This is a genomic window from Brevibacillus sp. FW301-21C12A, from assembly GCF_058788915.1.
The window spans coordinates 15820-31441 of sequence record NZ_JBYTBG010000051.1; the positions used below are offsets into that span (position 1 = coordinate 15820).

At 54.9% G+C, this 15622-nt stretch carries 13 protein-coding genes and 1 riboswitch; of the genes, 11 read left to right on the top strand and 2 right to left on the bottom strand.

Features of this window, described 5'->3' with window-relative positions; translation table 11 throughout:
• Positions 1–9 precede the first annotated feature (9 nt).
• From nrdI to AC3WQH_RS22340, 6 genes are all read left to right on the top strand, one after another.
• A complete protein-coding gene (gene nrdI, locus AC3WQH_RS22315; protein WP_005834868.1) occupies positions 10–369 on the top strand; it encodes a class Ib ribonucleoside-diphosphate reductase assembly flavoprotein NrdI in 360 nt (119 codons plus the stop codon).
• The gene (nrdE, locus tag AC3WQH_RS22320) at positions 356–2440 is read left to right on the top strand and encodes a class 1b ribonucleoside-diphosphate reductase subunit alpha (protein ID WP_005834869.1); all 2085 of its coding nucleotides are present in this window, start codon (positions 356–358) and stop codon (positions 2438–2440) included. Before nrdI ends, nrdE begins: the two co-directional genes overlap by 14 nt.
• 64 nt (positions 2441–2504) lie before the next feature.
• On the top strand, positions 2505–3458 hold the full coding sequence (gene nrdF, locus AC3WQH_RS22325) for a class 1b ribonucleoside-diphosphate reductase subunit beta (RefSeq protein ID WP_005834871.1): 954 nt from the start codon (positions 2505–2507) through the stop codon (positions 3456–3458).
• Positions 3459–3942: 484 nt separating this feature from the next.
• A complete protein-coding gene (gene brnQ, locus AC3WQH_RS22330; protein WP_005834873.1) occupies positions 3943–5295 on the top strand; it encodes a branched-chain amino acid transport system II carrier protein in 1353 nt (450 codons plus the stop codon).
• A gap of 148 nt (positions 5296–5443) precedes the next feature.
• Positions 5444–5643: riboswitch (cobalamin riboswitch) on the top strand.
• A gap of 144 nt (positions 5644–5787) precedes the next feature.
• A complete protein-coding gene (gene metE, locus AC3WQH_RS22335; RefSeq protein ID WP_492332251.1) occupies positions 5788–8073 on the top strand; it encodes a 5-methyltetrahydropteroyltriglutamate--homocysteine S-methyltransferase in 2286 nt (761 codons plus the stop codon).
• Positions 8074–8097: 24 nt separating this feature from the next.
• Positions 8098–8592, top strand: coding sequence for an acyl-CoA thioesterase (locus AC3WQH_RS22340; protein ID WP_429775884.1), 495 nt, complete (start codon positions 8098–8100; stop codon positions 8590–8592).
• Between the two features lie 144 nt (positions 8593–8736).
• On the opposite strand, the gene AC3WQH_RS22345 is transcribed toward AC3WQH_RS22340, so the two are convergent.
• Positions 8737–9201 (bottom strand): SgcJ/EcaC family oxidoreductase, encoded by a 465-nt coding sequence (locus AC3WQH_RS22345; RefSeq protein WP_005834879.1) that lies wholly within the window; start codon positions 9199–9201, stop codon positions 8737–8739.
• A gap of 309 nt (positions 9202–9510) precedes the next feature.
• Between AC3WQH_RS22345 and AC3WQH_RS22350 the strand changes: the two genes are divergently transcribed.
• The 5 genes from AC3WQH_RS22350 (at position 9511) to AC3WQH_RS22370 (ending at position 15112) form a co-directional block, all read left to right on the top strand.
• Positions 9511–10410, top strand: a complete 900-nt coding sequence (locus AC3WQH_RS22350; protein WP_005834882.1) for a MurR/RpiR family transcriptional regulator — start codon at positions 9511–9513, stop codon at positions 10408–10410.
• Between the two features lie 39 nt (positions 10411–10449).
• Positions 10450–11754 carry a CapA family protein gene (locus tag AC3WQH_RS22355; protein WP_005834884.1) on the top strand — a complete coding sequence of 435 codons (1305 nt, stop codon included), beginning with the start codon at positions 10450–10452 and terminating at the stop codon, positions 11752–11754.
• A gap of 52 nt (positions 11755–11806) precedes the next feature.
• The gene (locus tag AC3WQH_RS22360; RefSeq protein ID WP_007782012.1) at positions 11807–13063 is read left to right on the top strand and encodes an MFS transporter; all 1257 of its coding nucleotides are present in this window, start codon (positions 11807–11809) and stop codon (positions 13061–13063) included.
• Positions 13064–13124: 61 nt separating this feature from the next.
• Entirely contained in the window at positions 13125–14621 is a 1497-nt protein-coding gene (locus tag AC3WQH_RS22365; protein WP_122952742.1) for a long-chain-fatty-acid--CoA ligase, read from the top strand.
• 152 nt (positions 14622–14773) lie between these two features.
• Complete coding sequence (locus AC3WQH_RS22370; RefSeq protein WP_327920011.1) at positions 14774–15112, top strand: hypothetical protein; 339 nt, start codon at positions 14774–14776, stop codon at positions 15110–15112.
• A gap of 327 nt (positions 15113–15439) precedes the next feature.
• Here the strand turns inward: AC3WQH_RS22370 and AC3WQH_RS22375 are convergent.
• The coding region (locus AC3WQH_RS22375) for a hypothetical protein (RefSeq protein WP_492332252.1) at positions 15440–15622 on the bottom strand (183 nt) is incomplete at its 5' end.

Here is a 15622-nt window from a genome sequence, read left to right on the forward strand (position 1 = left end):
ATGAGGGACATGTTAATCGCTTTTGATTCGAAAACAGGAAACGTGAGACGATTCGTCAGCAAGCTCGATCTGCCGCACGTGGAGATTGATCCGGAGATGGTGATCGACGAGCCGTTCATTCTGGTCACGTACACGACAGGCTTTGGCCAGGTGCCGGAGAAGGTGGACCGTTTTCTGAAGCGGAATCATGTCTATTTGCGCGGCGTGTCAGCCAGCGGCAACCGCAACTGGGGAGCCAGCTTTGCCAAAAGCGCAGACACGATCGCCAGCCAATATGGCGTTCCGGTCATTTCCAAATTCGAACTGTCCGGTACCGGCCGTGACGTGGAACAATTTACGAGTGGGGTGGCAGCAATTGCGACACATTGAATTGAACAACCAACTGATGCAGCGAGGAAGCGACGGATTTTACCAACTGGAAAAGGACAGAGAGGCAGTCGCGGTCTTCATGGAAGAAGTACAGGCGAAGACGATGACCTTCAACAGCGTGAAAGAGCGCATGGACTATTTGATCGAAAATGACTTTTATGAAAATGTGTATGAAAGCTACACGGTTGAACAGGTCGATGAAGTGTTCCGCCTGGCGCATGACGCTGGTTTTCAATTCGCTTCGTACATGGCTATCTCCAAGTTTTACAAAGACTACGCCCTGAAAACAGACGACAAATCGATGTATCTGGAGCAGTACCCGGATCGGGTGGCGATTGTGGCGCTCTCGCTCGGGCGCGGAGACTTCGAACTGGCGAAGCGGCTGACCGTGTCGATGATGGACCAGCGACTCCAGCCGGCGACGCCGACGTTCCTCAATGCGGGGAAAAGCCGCCGCGGCGAAATGGTCTCCTGCTTCCTGCTGGAAATGGACGACTCCTTGAACTCGATCAACTACGTTCTCGGCACTTGCATGCAGCTTTCGAAAATCGGCGGCGGCGTGGCCGTCAACCTGTCCAAGCTGCGCGGGCGCGGAGAGCCGATCAAAGGCGTCGAGGGCGCAGCCAAGGGCGTCATGCCTGTACTCAAGCTGCTGGAGGACGCGTTTTCCTACGCCGATCAGATGGGGCAGCGCAAAGGCTCCGGGGCAGCCTACTACAACATCTTCGGCTGGGATATCAACGAGTTTCTCGATTGCAAAAAGATCAATGCCGATGAAAAGTCGCGGATCAAGACGCTGTCGATCGGCCTGATCGTGCCGAATGTGTTTTACAAGCTGGCAGAGGAAAACAAGCCGTTGACAGTGTTCGCTCCTTACTCCGTCTACAAGGAGTACGGCGCCCATCTGGATGATCTGGATCTCGACGAGATGTACGACGAGCTGGTGGCAAACGAGCGCGTCAAGAAAAAGGTAGTCATGAGCGCCCGCGAAATGCTCACCAAGATCGCGATGATCCAGATGGAGTCGGGCTACCCGTACATCATGAACAAGACGAACGCGAACAAAAATCACGCGCTGAAGGACATCGGCTCCGTGAAAATGTCCAACCTGTGCACGGAAATTTTCCAGCTCCAGGAGACGTCCACGATTACCAACTACGGCGAGCCGGACATCATTCGCCGCGACATTAGCTGCAATCTCGCTTCCTTGAACATCGTCAACGTGATGGAGCACAAAAAAGTGCGCGAATCCGTGCGCGAGGGCATCGAGGCGATCACCGCCGTGAGCGATGTGACCCGCGTGGAAAATGCGCCAGGCGTGCAGAAGGCCAACCGCGAGCTGCATTCCGTCGGGCTGGGTGCGATGAACCTGAACGGCTACCTGGCGAAAAACAAGATCGCCTACGAGAGCGAGGAAGCAAAAGACTTCGCCCGCACGTTCTTCATGATGATGAACTTCTACTCGCTGGAAATGAGTATGGAGATCGCCATGGCCAAAGGGGAAACCTTCATGGGCTTCGAGCAGTCGGAGTACGCCAAAGGCACGTATTTTGACAAATACCTCGCAAACGACTACCGTCCGCGCACGGAAAAAGGCAAGCAACTGTTCGCAGGCATGCACATTCCGACGCCGGAGGATTGGGCCGCGCTCAAGCAAAAGGTGCAGAAGAACGGACTGTATCACGCGTACCGTCTGGCGATTGCGCCGACGCAGAGCATTTCCTACATTCAGAATGCGACGTCGAGCGTGATGCCGGTTGTCGAGCACATCGAAACGAGAACGTACGCGAACTCGACGACCTACTACCCGATGCCGTATTTGTCGCAGGAAAACTATTTTTACTACAAATCTGCCTATGTGATCGACCAGTTCAAAGTGATCGATCTGGTCGCCGAAATCCAGGAGCATGTGGACCAAGGCATTTCCACCGTGCTGCACGTCAACAGCAACATCTCGACCAGAGAGCTGGCGCGCTACTATATTTACGCCGCGAAAAAAGGCTTGAAGTCGCTCTACTACACGCGCACCAAGCATTTGACGGTAGAAGAGTGCATTAGCTGTGCCGTTTAAGCCGTTTACTGTGAGGAACCATCCGGCATGGAACAAAGTTTTTTCAGAGAAGAGGAACGCCCTAATGAAAGCTGTCAATTGGAACAGGCCAGACGACGATTTTACGATGACGTTTTGGAACCAGAACATCATGCAGTTCTGGACCGATGACGAGATTCCGCTCTCGGATGACAAAATGTCCTGGATGGAGCTCAGCGCTTCGGAACGGGACACGTACAAAAAAGTGCTCGGCGGACTGACTTTGCTCGACACCGTGCAAGGCGGCGTCGGGATGCCGAAAATCATGGAGCATGTGGACGGGCTGCAGCGCAAAGCCGTCCTGGCTTTCATGGGCATGATGGAGCAAATCCACGCCAAATCGTACAGCAGCATTTTCACGACGCTCGCGGCCACGGAGGAAATTGACGAAATTTTTGCCTGGGTGGAGCAGAGTCCGCATCTGCAAAAGAAAGCGGCGCTGATCGCAAAGCGCTACCAGGAGATCGAGACGCCAAAAGATTTGTACATGGCGATGGTCGCCTCCGTCTTTTTGGAAAGCTACCTGTTTTACAGCGGCTTTTTCTACCCGCTCTTTTTGGCCGGGCAGGGCAAGATGACGAGCAGCGGTGAAATCATCGACCTGATCGTCCGGGACGAGAGCATTCACGGCCTGTACGTCGGCGTGCTCGCGCAGGAAGTGTACCAGCGGCTCAGCGTCGTGGAGCAGGCGACGGTCAAAGAGGAGCTGTACGCGCTATTGCACGAGCTGCACCAAAACGAAGAGGAGTACACCGTCTCCTTGTACACAGAGATTGGCCTGGCGGACGAGGTGTTGGCCTACGTGCGCTACAACGCGAACAAAGCGTTGATGAATCTGGGGCTGGAGCCGTTTTTCCCCGAGGAGGAAGTCAACCCGATCGTCCTGAACGGGATTCGCACGCACACGAAGCAGCATGATTTCTTCTCGAAAAAAGGCAATGGCTACGTCCGCACGCTCAACGTCGAGCCGCTGACGGATGACGATTTTCGCTTTGAGTAAAAAAGTTAAACGATCGTTTAAAAGGGTTGCTGTCTACAGACGGCAGCCTTTTTGTCGTGCCCGTTACGCGAAAAGGGGCGAGCGGCGCGCATGCACAGGCGCGCGCGAAGTAGCGGATGAGTTGCCCACATTCCTTCCTGTGAGATTTTCTCGATCAAGAATCTTTTATAGAAAGGAATAAAAGAATTCTTCATTTTAAAATACCTTTTCATTCATATTTATGTTATAAATAAATGATGTGTCGGCTCTTTTGATTGCCATCCGGTCGAGCCGAGTTGGGCTTAGGCTGGAACAGCAAAGCGGCAGTGACGAGAGTCGCAGAATCATCGTGTCATGCGTCTGGAGGACTGATTTATCTGACAATGAATCCAGTGTTATCCAGTTTGGCTGGAGGCTGGACGAGCCGCTAGACTTCGTGAATTTTTTCACTAATCTGAGGGTTCCTTACAAGGCCCTTCGTTCTTACTCACAGGAGGTTTTTGTCATGCTTCAAAAAGTTTCATATTCGTTTATCGTCATCATCGGATTTATGCTGTTTGCGCTGTTTTTCGGAGCAGGCAACCTGATTTTTCCACCGATGCTGGGACAGATGGCGGGAACGAACGTCTGGGAAGCCAACGCCGGTTTTCTCGTGACAGGGGTTGGCTTGCCACTTTTGGCAATTACAGCGTTGGTGTATTCAGGTAAAGACGATTTGCGTTCGCTCGCAAGCCGTGTGCACCCGCTGTTCGGTCTTGTTTTCACGATTTTGCTCTATTTGGCGATCGGGCCGTTTTTTGCGATTCCGCGCTCCGGGAATGTTTCGTTTGAGATCGGGATCAAGCCGTTCTTGTCCGAGCAGGCCGGGCCTTTTCCGTTGATTGTGTTTACCGTCTTGTTCTTCACGCTCGCTTGCCTGTTGTCGCTCAATCCTGGAAAAATTATCAATGTAGTCGGAAAAGTCTTGACACCGATGAAGCTGACGTTTATCGGCATCATCGTCCTGACGGCGATCGTGTATCCGATTGGCGAGCTGCAAGCGCCAGTGGGCGATTACCAGTCCAAGGCGTTTTTCAAAGGATTCCAGGACGGCTATTTGACGCTGGACGCGCTCGGGGCGTTTGTATTCGGCATCATCATCGTCAATGCGATCAAGGAAAAAGGGGTTACGTCGAAAAAGCAAATTTTGCTGACGTGCGCCAAAGCAACGCTGATTGCGGGTGCGCTCCTGGCGTTTTTCTACTCGGTGCTTGCCTACATGGGCGCTTCCAGCGTGGAAAAGCTCGGCCATTTGGAAAACGGGGCGCAAATTTTGGCCAAAGTGTCGAATTATTACTTCGGTTCTTACGGCGGCCTGCTGCTCGGCCTGATGATTACTGCGGCGTGCCTGACGACCAGCGTCGGATTGATTACGGCGTGCTCGTCGTATTTCCACGCGATGTTTCCGCGCATTTCGTATAAAAAGTTTGCCGTCATTTTGGCTGTGTTCAGTACGCTCGTCGCCAATATCGGGTTGACTGCGCTCATCAAGGTGTCTGTTCCGATTTTGACGACGATGTACCCAATCGCCATCTCGCTGATCTTTTTGACGTTTTTGCATCAAGGGTTTGGCGGTCGGCCAGAGGTGTATCAAGGCAGCTTGTTCGGTACGTTTCTCGTCAGCCTGTTTGACGGGCTGAATGCTGCCGGGGTCGAGCTTGCGGCGATCAACGACGTCTTTTCCCGCTACTTGCCGATGTACACGATCGGCTTGGGCTGGCTGCTGCCTGCATTGATCGGGGGCGTTGGCGGCTACCTCGTTTATTTGATGCGCAAACCATCGCTGCGCGCGCGTGAGCTTCGCCTGACCAAGCAATAGGACAGGCATTATGAGGAAGCAGCCTGAACGTTGACATCAGTTTGCAAAGTGGAAATAGTTTAGCATGACAAAAACTGGTTTACGTGTTACTGTATGAAGAAAGGTGTGTCCCGCCCATTTTTGGGGCACATGCACTCATACCGACAATTTCATATGAGTGGAGACAGGTTCCTTGGCGATGAATATCGGCGCAAGGATGAAAAGGGAAGTCGGTGAGAATCCGACACGGTCCCGCCACTGTATGAGGGGAGTTTGCACAACTTTTGGCCACTGGTCGAGCTGACTGGGAAGGCGTTGTGCAGATCATGATCCTCAAGTCAGGAGACCTGCCTGTTTCGACAACACTGCTTAACCTACGGGAGATAGGGAGGTGTTAGGATGCTGTGATCTCAGTGTTTATTTGGCATTTCTAACGTTCTTTCTGATCGTTGGAGATGCCTTTTTTATTGGGCGAAATCGAAAAAATGATCGCAAAGGATGGAGAGGAAGCAAATGATAAGCAGCAACTTGGGATATCCGCGGATCGGCAAAGATCGCGAGTGGAAAAAGGCACTGGAAGCTTTTTGGGCAGGGAAGCTCGATGAGACGACATTCCTTGCGCAAATGGAGCAAATTCGCAAGCAGCACCTGGTCAAACAACAAAAAAAGGGGATCGACTGGATTCCGGTCAACGACTTTACTTTCTACGACCACATGCTCGACATGGCGGTCATGTTCGGCCTGATTCCGAAGCGGTTCGCGTATGCGGGCGGTCCGGTGCCGCTGGCTACGTATTTTGCGATGGCGCGCGGCAACAAAGACGCGGTCGCCAGCGAAATGACCAAGTGGTTCAACACGAACTACCACTATATCGTCCCCGAGTTCGGCGAGCGCGCGCCTGTCTTGACGGAAAACAGGCCGCTGCAAGCGTACCTGGAGGCGAGAGATCAGCTAGGGATCGCCGGCAAGCCTGTCATCGTCGGGCCGTACACGTTTGTCAAGCTGTCCAAAGGGTATGCCAAAGACGAATTTGAACGCGTCGTCGATCAGATCGTGCCGCTGTACGTGGACGTCCTTCGCGAGCTGGAACTGCACGGCGTCGAGTGGGGGCAGATCGACGAGCCTGCGTTTGTCCTCGATCTTACCGGGCAAGACAAAGTGCTCATTCGTCGCGTGTACGAGCAGTTCAGCCAGGCGCTGCCGCACCTGAAGCTGATGGTGCAGACGTACTTTGAAGCAGTGGACTGGTACGAGGAGCTGATTGAACTGCCTGTCCACGGCTTGGGCCTTGATTTTGTTCACGGGAAAACAGCGAACCTGGCCAACTTGACGACGCACGGTTTTCCGCAAGACAAAGTGCTCGGCGCCGGGGTCATCGACGGACGCAACATTTGGCGCTCGGCCCTGGAGGAAAAGTGGGAGTTGGTCAAAACGTTGTGCACCGTAGTAGCCCCAGAACGGGTATGGGTTCAGCCGTCGAGCAGCCTGCTGCACGTTCCGGTTACCGTCGAAGACGAAACCGATTTGCCGGAAGAAGTGCGCGTCGCATTGGCGTTTGCCGATGAGAAATTGGCTGAAGTGCGCTTATTAGTCCAAGGTTTCCAATATGGAAAGTATGTTATTTCGAAGGAAATCGCCCAGAACGAGAAAGACTTGCAGCGCTTGGCCCAATTTCCGGCACGGAACCGCCAGGAAGTGCAGGAGGCGAGAAAAGCGCTGGCGTCGACAGCGGCGAAGCGGGCAGTGCCGTTCCACGAGCGTCGCGAGATTCAGCAGGCGACGTGGAAGCTTCCGCTGCTGCCAACGACGACGATCGGCAGCTTCCCGCAGACGACAGAAGTTCGCCAGGCCAGACAGCAGTTCAAAAAAGGAAACTGGAGCGTCGAACAGTACGATGCGTTCATTCAGGAGCAAATCCGCGAGTGGATCGCCATTCAGGAACAGATCGGCCTGGATGTGCTGGTGCACGGCGAGTTCGAGCGGACAGACATGGTGGAATATTTCGGCGAAAAGCTCGACGGCTTCGTTTTCACGAAAAACGGCTGGGTGCAGTCGTACGGCTCCCGTTGCGTCAAACCGCCGGTCATTTACGGCGACGTGCAGTTCGTCTCCCCGATGACGGTCAAGGAGAGCGTATATGCCAAGTCGTTGACGGATAAACCAGTGAAAGGGATGCTGACAGGTCCTGCCACGATTTTGAACTGGTCGTTCGTGCGCGACGACGTCTCCCGTCAGGAAGTGTGCGAGCAGATCGCGCTGGCGCTGTGCAAAGAGGTGGAGGCGCTGGAAGCGGCGGGCATTCGCATGATTCAGGTGGATGAGCCGGCATTGCTTGAAGGCTTGCCGCTCAAGCAGGCAGACAGAGCCGCGTATCTGGACTGGGCAGTCAAGTCGTTCCGGGTCGCTACCTCGACAGTCGAGCCTGGCACGCAAATTCATACGCACATGTGCTATTGCGAATTCCACGATTTCATCGACGTCATCAGCGAGCTGGATGCCGATGTGATCTCGATCGAAACTTCCCGCAGCCACGGCGAGCTCGTCTCGGTGTTCGAGACGTGCACGTACGACAAAGGGATCGGCCTCGGCGTCTACGACATCCACAGCCCGCGCGTTCCGGCTGTGGCCGAGATCGCGGAAATGGTGTCCCGCGGCGTGCAAGTCCTGCCGCCAGGGCAATTCTGGATCAACCCGGATTGCGGGCTGAAGACGCGGGGCCGAGAGGAAACAATCGCGTCTCTGAAAAACATGGTAGCGGCGACACACGCAGTACGAAACCGCCTGGCACAAAAAGCATAAGCATGAGCGAGAGGAGCAGCACAGATGGCAACAGAAGCCCAGATCGCAACAGAAGCACGGCCTGTCGGGCAGTCGAGAACTTTTTTGACAGACCTCGTCTTCCCGCCGGATACGAACCATCACTATACGATCTTCGGCGGCAAAGTAATGGCGTACGTCGACAAGATCGCCTGCATCGCGGCGATGCGCCATTGCCGCAAGCCGGTAGTCACCGCGTCCAGCGATTCGTTCGATTTCCTCGCGCCGATCAAGACAGGGGAAGCGATCAACCTGGAAGCGTACGTCACCTGGACGCACAACACGTCGATGGAAGTGTTCGTGAAGGTGGAGTCGGAAAATCTGTTGACAGGCGAAAAACGCATGACCGCGAGAGCGTACTTGACGATGATCGCCCTCGACGAGCAAGGCAAGCCGACGCTGGTGCCCGCCGTCATCCCGGAAACCGAGGAGGAGCGCCTCCAGCACGAAAAGGCGAAGCATCGCTACGCGCTGAGGAAGCAGCGGAAGGCGGAGTTGTAGTCACCGTTGCAAGAAACAGCATACAGCAACAAAAGCAATGCCAAAAGCCCTCACCGACAGGTTGAGGGCTTTTGCTGTGAGCGGCACGCAGGCACTAAGGGATCAAGGGCAAACACACAATGCGGCACGGGGAAAGCCGCAACGTCAAAACAACTGTTGCCGCACCAACGGCCGCAGCTCCTCTGTAAACTGCTCGACCAGCTCGGGCCGTCCGTGAAACTGTGCAGGCGTATTTTGAAACAGTACGGCTTCCCACTGCTCGCCCTGCTTTTTCGCTACGAGCGTCTGGTGCGCATGGAGCGCTGGATCAAGCTCGTCTTTTCCGGGAGGGATCATGCCGACCATGGCGCGAACCATCCCCACTTCCTCGCTGAGCAGGCATGCGGACTTGATTTTGTACACAAAGGGGGGAGTCAGATGGTGGGAAAAAACGTCGTGCAGGTGCGTAAAAATGGCGGCTCGTCCGATCAGATGGCTGCCGTCAAAGCCGATAAGCTCGCCGTCTGCCGCGAACGGAGCGGACATGCCGGATGCACTGTGTTCGTTCCAGCCGCGAATGACTTGCCGGTAGAGGGTGCGAATCGCATCTTCGTGTGTGGCTGTGCCCATCCTGGCGTACCTCCTTGGGTGGCTGTTTGAACCATAGTGTATCATACGAACCCGAAACGATGTCAAAGGTTTGACAGCACGGACTGAACGCCACTTTTCCGGATCGCGCCGCGAGTGTGCATGGTCTGTGGCTGCGTGCGCTTCGCCACGACTGTGTGCCTATCCGGCTGGAGTCCGGGCGTACAGCGATGACAGGCAGTAAACTGAAGGATGAACTACATTTTCCAAGATGTATTGAAGTAAATTAATGCAAAAGATATACTATTCTAAAAACTTACACCAAACGAAACGCAAAGGAGTCTTTTCGGTATGGATCAGGATCAGCACCAGCACGTAAAAGAACGCATTCGCAAGCAATACGGCCATTTGACCGCCAGCCAAAAGATCATTTCCAAAATCGCCCTCGAAAAGCCGAGCCTGCTAGCTATCCATACGGCCAAAAAAATCGCGGAGCTGACGAATACGAGTGAGGCGACCGTCATTCGTTTTTGCTACGCGCTGGGCTATTCCGGCTACACAGAGTTGCAGGAGGAGATCAAAAAGTCGCTGTTGATCGGCGACCAGAGAAAGGGGCCGATCCAGAAATACCGCGACACCGAAGCTGCGCTCACCCGCGACAATTACGCGCACCAGGTCATCGAAACCGACATCGCCTACCTCCAGCAAAGCTTGCAGCAGATCGACTACGGCTTGCTGCATCAGGCTGTGCAAAGCATTATGGCGGCGCACCGGATCGTCGTCGTAGGGTTTCGCTGGTGCCACATCCCGGCGAAGTGGCTGTTTTCCGCCTTGAACGCGATCAAGGGCAACACCCACCTGTACACGGGCGCGGTCGACAACGCCGACTACTTTTTGACCGAACGCGAGCAGGAGTGGCTCGTCATTGCGCTTTCTTTTCCGCGCCATCCGAGCGAGACGGTCGCCATGGTGCATTCCGCCAAGGCATTGGGGGCAAAAGTGCTCGCGATTACCGAGGGCGAGCTGTCGCCGATCAGCCAGGCTGCCGATCTGCTGCTGAAAATCACGACGCCGCAGCCTGTTGCGACCAGCGGCATGCCTACGCTGTTTTCGGTGCTGAATGTCCTCGTCAAAGGGGTGATGGTCCACGATGCTGCGCGTGTGCAACAACGGCTGCAGCACTACGATGAGATCAGCTCGAAGCTCTACTCCTTCGTCGGAGAAGAGGAAGAAGACTTTTCGATCTATTAAAATCCAACGCTTATCAAAAAAGTAAGGGAGGATGCAGCCATGTCTTTGCCCGTTTGGTTCGCCGCTACAGGCGACAGCTTTCTCACATGCGACTTGCCTTATCGCGATCACGCTTTTCAGGAAGTAGCCCGTTTGCTGCATCGTGCCGATGTGCGCATCGCCAATCTGGAGTCGACCGTGCACGACAACGAAGGCTATCCGAGCGCGCAAAGCGGCGGCACCTGGGCGATGTCGCCGCCAGCTTCGTTGCAGGTATTGAAGGACTATGGCTTTAACATGATCGGCTGGGCGAACAATCACACGCTCGACTATTTGTACGGCGGGCTGGAAGCGACGGAGCGCCACCTGAATGAATACGGCTTCGTCCATGCCGGCGCTGGCAAAAATCTCGCGGAGGCGTCCGCTCCCCGCTATCTCGAATGCGAGTCGGCGAGAGTGGCCTTGATCGCGGCGACATCGACGTTCCATCCGTGGTGGGCGGCGGGCGAACAGCGTCCAGACAGCATCGGCCGCCCCGGAATCAATCCGCTGCGCTACGTCATGACGCATTATTTGCAGCCGGAAAAGCTCGCCAGGCTGCAAGAGATTGCCGCTGTGACAGACATCAACGCCTTCAACAAGCTATTGATCGAGGAAGGCTTCATGAACGATCCGGGCAAAGACGTTTTTTTGTTCGGAAACGCCCGCTTTATGGCGGGAGAAGAGGAGGGGACGACGACTCAGCCGCATCCGCGCGATCGGGCCCGGATCGTGCAGCGGATCGGGGAGGCGAAGCGGCGCGCCGACTACGTCGTGGTCAGCATTCACGCGCATGAGATGAAAGGCGATGCCAAAGAGGTGCCCGCAGACTTTTTGCCTGTTTTCGCCAAAGCGTGTATCGACGCCGGGGCGCATGCCGTGGTTGGGCACGGTCCGCATCTGCTGCGCGGCATCGAAATTTACAAAAACAGGCCGATCTTTTACAGCCTGGGCGATTTCGTCTTCCAGACCGAGTTAGTGACGACGCAGCCGGCCGATTTTTACGAACATTACGGGCTGGACCATACGCACAACGTCGCAGACGCGCTGGAGGCGATGAGCGCGAACTACACGCGCGGCTTGTGCGTGCACAAAGAGGTGTGGCAGTCGGTCATTCCGCTGTGGAGTATGCAAAATGGCGAGCTGGTCGAGCTGGAGCTGCACCCGATTGAGCTTGGCTTCGAGCAGCCTGTCTATCGGATGGGCTGGCCGAGACTGAGCGCGAACCCGGAGATTTTGCTCGGACTGCGGGCGCTTTGCGAACCGTACGGCACGGTTATCGAAATGGACAACGGCATCGGGAGGGTGCGGCTGCAAAAAGGCTGAGCTGGCTGCGCCGAATCTGCTTTCCATCCCATACTTGAATGGAGTGATTCACATGATGGCGAGAATCACCATGGTCATGCTGTTCGTGCTGTACATGATTAACTATGCGGACAAAACGATTGCGGGCTATTCTGCGGTACCGATTATGGCAGAGTTTTCCCTGTCGCAAAAAGAGTGGGGGCTGGTCGGAAGCAGCTTCTTCTGGTTTTTCTCGATCGCCGGAATCCTGGGGGCGGCGCTCTCGGACCGGATCGGGACGAAAAAGATGCTCGCCATCATGGCTTTGTCCTGGACGGTCATCCAGTTTGGCGCTTATGCGATCGCCGGATTGCCGATGCTCGTGGTCGCGAGGGTGCTGCTTGGCATCGGCGAAGGCCCGTTTTGGGCGACGGTGGTCAGCCACCTGAACAAATGGTTTCCCGAAGAAAAGCGCGGGCTCGTCTATTCGACCGTCAACTTCGGCGCTTTTGTGGGCGCTGTGGCCTCGGCTCCGCTGCTGGTTTCGCTCATTGACAGCAACGGCTGGCGGTTTGCCTGGGCGTTCATGGGCGCTCTCAGCCTGATTTGGCTTTTGATCTGGCTGTGGGTCGGCAAGGACAGACTGCCGATCAGCGTCGAGGCGGCAAAGCCTGCGGCAGCTTTGCCCAAAGCCAGGTGGACGGACATCTCCGGCGTCCTGCTCTCGGCGACGTTTTTGCTCTGCTTTCTCATTTATTTCGCGCAAATTTGGGGCACGACGTTTGCCTCTGTATGGGAGCCTGTCTACCTGGTGCAAGTCATCCATTTAACGAATCAGCAAATGGCCTACTCGATTGCCGGGATGGGGCTTTTGGCAGGGCTGATGACCATCCTGATTTCCTGGACAGGGGATCGCCTCTATAAAAAGCATCGCAGCTACCGCAAATCGTACGTGCTGGTAGGGGGAGTCTCGATCATTTTGGGCGGCGTGTGCTTTTATACGGTCACCTTCGTCCAGTCGACGCCGCTTGTGCTGATCGCGCTCTGCCTGGGAAAAGGGTTTGCTTTTTCCGTGGGCACGGCCGCCTCTGTCATCGTCAGCAGCATGCTGCCAGAGCGCACGGGCTTGCTTGTAGGCGTGCTGTCCAGTCTCGTCACGCTGGCCGGGATTATTTCTCCGCTCGTCACAGGCTCGATTGTGCAGGCAGCAGGGAATGTCGGCGTCGGCTTCAGCCATGCGATGATCGTGAATGCGCTCTTGTTTGTCGGCTGCGGCGTCCTCTTTCTGCTCTTTGCCAAACGGGAAGAAAAAAAGACGCCGTTGCTCGCAGAAATCCCTACGGTTTCCTAAAAGAAATGCTTTATCCGGCTCGTTTCAGGTGTTAAAATTTTCTGAAAAGGGGGTAGATGTGATGTATCATTTGAATGAAAACTTGCGGCAAAGCGCACAAAATTTCCCGGACCATCCCGCCTACATATTTTCGGGGGAGACGACCACGTACCGAGAATTGAACCAGCAGGTGGATGAGCTGGCCTCCGGCTTGGCCAAGCTCGGGATCGGAAAAGGAGACGCTGTTGCGCTCATCATGGACAATCGGCCACAGTTTGTAAGCGCTTACTACGCGATTTTGCGGACAGGTGCTGCCGTCGTCCCGATGAATCCGATCTACACGCCGCGGGAGATCAGCTTTATCCTCGCCAACAGCCAGGCTAAAGCCGTGATCGCCCTCGCCGCGCTCGAACCTGTCCTTACCCCCTTGAAGGAACAACTGGAGCATGTGACACATCTCATCTACACGGAGGCGACAGGCGACGAGCTGACGCTGGAGCAGGTCGCACAAGCGGGGGACGGCAGCTTTGTCGAGCCAGAGCGACACGAAGACGATCTCGCCGTGATTTTGTACACGTCCGGCACGACCGGGCAGCCGAAGGGCGCGATGCTCTCTCACCGCAACATGGCTTCCAATGCAGAAGCGATGGGGATTTTGTTCGAGCTGCTCCCCGAAGATCGGGTGGTGGCGGTGCTGCCGATGTTCCACGTCTTTTGCATGACGGTTTGCCTCAACGGTCCGATTCGCTACGGCGCATCCATTATCATCATTCCACGCTTCCATCCGGTAGAAGTGGTCAATACGATCCGCGAGCAAAAAGCGACCTGCTTTGCGGGCGTGCCGACGATGTACAACTACATGCTCCAACTGCCGAATGCGACGAAGGAAGATTTCGCTTCCGTCCGTCTCTGCTGCTCGGGCGGCGCATCCATGCCTGTCGAGCTCTTGCACAAGTTCGAAGCCAAGTACGAGGTAATGATCTTAGAAGGCTACGGGCTGTCCGAGGCGGCTCCGGCCACTGCCTTCAACCCGTTGCGCGGGACGAGAAAGCCTGGCTCGGTCGGAGTGAACATCCCCCATGTCGTGAACAAGGTCGTCGATCCGGAGGGCAACGAGCTGCCGCGCGGCGAAGTCGGCGAGCTGGTGGTGCAAGGCCCGAATGTCATGCTCGGCTATTTGGGACTGCCGGAAGATACGGCCGCTACGCTTCGAAATGGCTGGCTGTACACGGGCGATATGGCGCGGATGGACGAGGAAGGGTATGTGTACATCGTAGACCGCAAAAAAGACATGATTCTCGTCGACGGCTACAACGTCTACCCGCGCGAGGTGGAGGAAGTGCTCTACCAGCACCCGGCGATTATCGAGGCGGCGGTGATCGGCGTGCCGGACGAAGTGCACGGCGAAGCAGTCAAAGCTTTTGTCGCGCTCAAAGAAGTAGCGGTGTCCCAGGAAGACATCGTCGCGTTTTGCCAGGACAAATTGGCGAAGTACAAAGTGCCGCGCCTGGTCGAAATCGTACCGGAGCTGCCGAAAAACAGCACGGGCAAAATTTTGCGCCGCAGCTTGCGCAAGTAATCTGCGCTTGGACGTGTGCGACATAGTTAGCTGATTGTGATTGACAGAAGGAGAAGAGCCAGACCCGCGCGGGATCTGGCTCTTTTTTGCCCAGAGCGGATTCTTATACGGAATAACGGGAGGGCACCTTTCATCAAGGGTATTTCGTTTACGTGATCGTCGTAAGCTGGACTGACTGGCTTTGGGCAAACAGTCGAGGCGCGCGGCGGCAAAATTCAGGCGGAAATGGGCGGTGCAACACCGGCGTCGATCCGTACATGCTGGCATCGGTCATTCAAAAATTTTGTACGGTACTTACCAAAACGCGACCTTTTGCGCCGACCACATGCCCAAAAGACTTGCAGCTCTATGCAGCAGCAGCCCACGAACAGCACGTGCCCGTACTCGTCGGAGGCACGGTATCGCAGATGTACGAAGTAGCAAAGGCACAGGACAAAGGAAGCTGGAATTCGTCCGCGGTCTGCACGACGACAGAGAAGCAGGTTGGGTGAGTATTGGGCGGTAGGGTTTTCTACATTTGCAAAAAGTCGATGCTTCCTGTAGAGGAGCATCGGCATTTTTTGTCGCTTGCTTGCAGATAGCTGTATTTTTTTGTGAATGCGGGAAAAAGAGGATTGCTTACTCCACCGCATCATCGGTCGATAACGGATAGCTGCTCTCATAAGAAAAGGGCTTCTGCTTCACTTGGTGACCGTTAGCATGGCAAACACCGCGTTACAGTTTGAATTCTTAGTAAATAGTTTGAACGAAATTGGGGAAGATAGATTGAAGATCGTGTTAATGTATTGGATCGTATTACACAATGTCTAATTACAAGGTTATTCCTGATGCACATTAAAAATGGTCGGAATCGACAAAACATTATAGACGATTCTGAGTGCAAATGTTGATACGAAATGGTATAATGTGTAATAAAATACATAAGGAAGCTCTTCACCATTAAACGTGCTTGATCTTCCTCTAGCGTAGTTTTTCACTTTTTTATATGGCTGGTTTACACT

Excerpts from the sequence above, each read along its gene's own strand:
- nrdI (WP_005834868.1), top strand. The coding sequence starts at position 10 with ATGTTAATCGCTTTTGATTCGAAAACAGGAAACGTGAGACGATTCGTC.
- nrdF (WP_005834871.1), top strand. The coding sequence starts at position 2,505 with ATGAAAGCTGTCAATTGGAACAGGCCAGACGACGATTTTACGATGACG.
- brnQ (WP_005834873.1), top strand. The coding sequence starts at position 3,943 with ATGCTTCAAAAAGTTTCATATTCGTTTATCGTCATCATCGGATTTATG.
- metE (WP_492332251.1), top strand. The coding sequence starts at position 5,788 with ATGATAAGCAGCAACTTGGGATATCCGCGGATCGGCAAAGATCGCGAG.
- AC3WQH_RS22340 (WP_429775884.1), top strand. The coding sequence starts at position 8,098 with ATGGCAACAGAAGCCCAGATCGCAACAGAAGCACGGCCTGTCGGGCAG.
- AC3WQH_RS22345 (WP_005834879.1), bottom strand. The coding sequence starts at position 9,201 with ATGGGCACAGCCACACACGAAGATGCGATTCGCACCCTCTACCGGCAA.
- AC3WQH_RS22350 (WP_005834882.1), top strand. The coding sequence starts at position 9,511 with ATGGATCAGGATCAGCACCAGCACGTAAAAGAACGCATTCGCAAGCAA.
- AC3WQH_RS22355 (WP_005834884.1), top strand. The coding sequence starts at position 10,450 with ATGTCTTTGCCCGTTTGGTTCGCCGCTACAGGCGACAGCTTTCTCACA.
- AC3WQH_RS22360 (WP_007782012.1), top strand. The coding sequence starts at position 11,807 with ATGATGGCGAGAATCACCATGGTCATGCTGTTCGTGCTGTACATGATT.
- AC3WQH_RS22365 (WP_122952742.1), top strand. The coding sequence starts at position 13,125 with ATGTATCATTTGAATGAAAACTTGCGGCAAAGCGCACAAAATTTCCCG.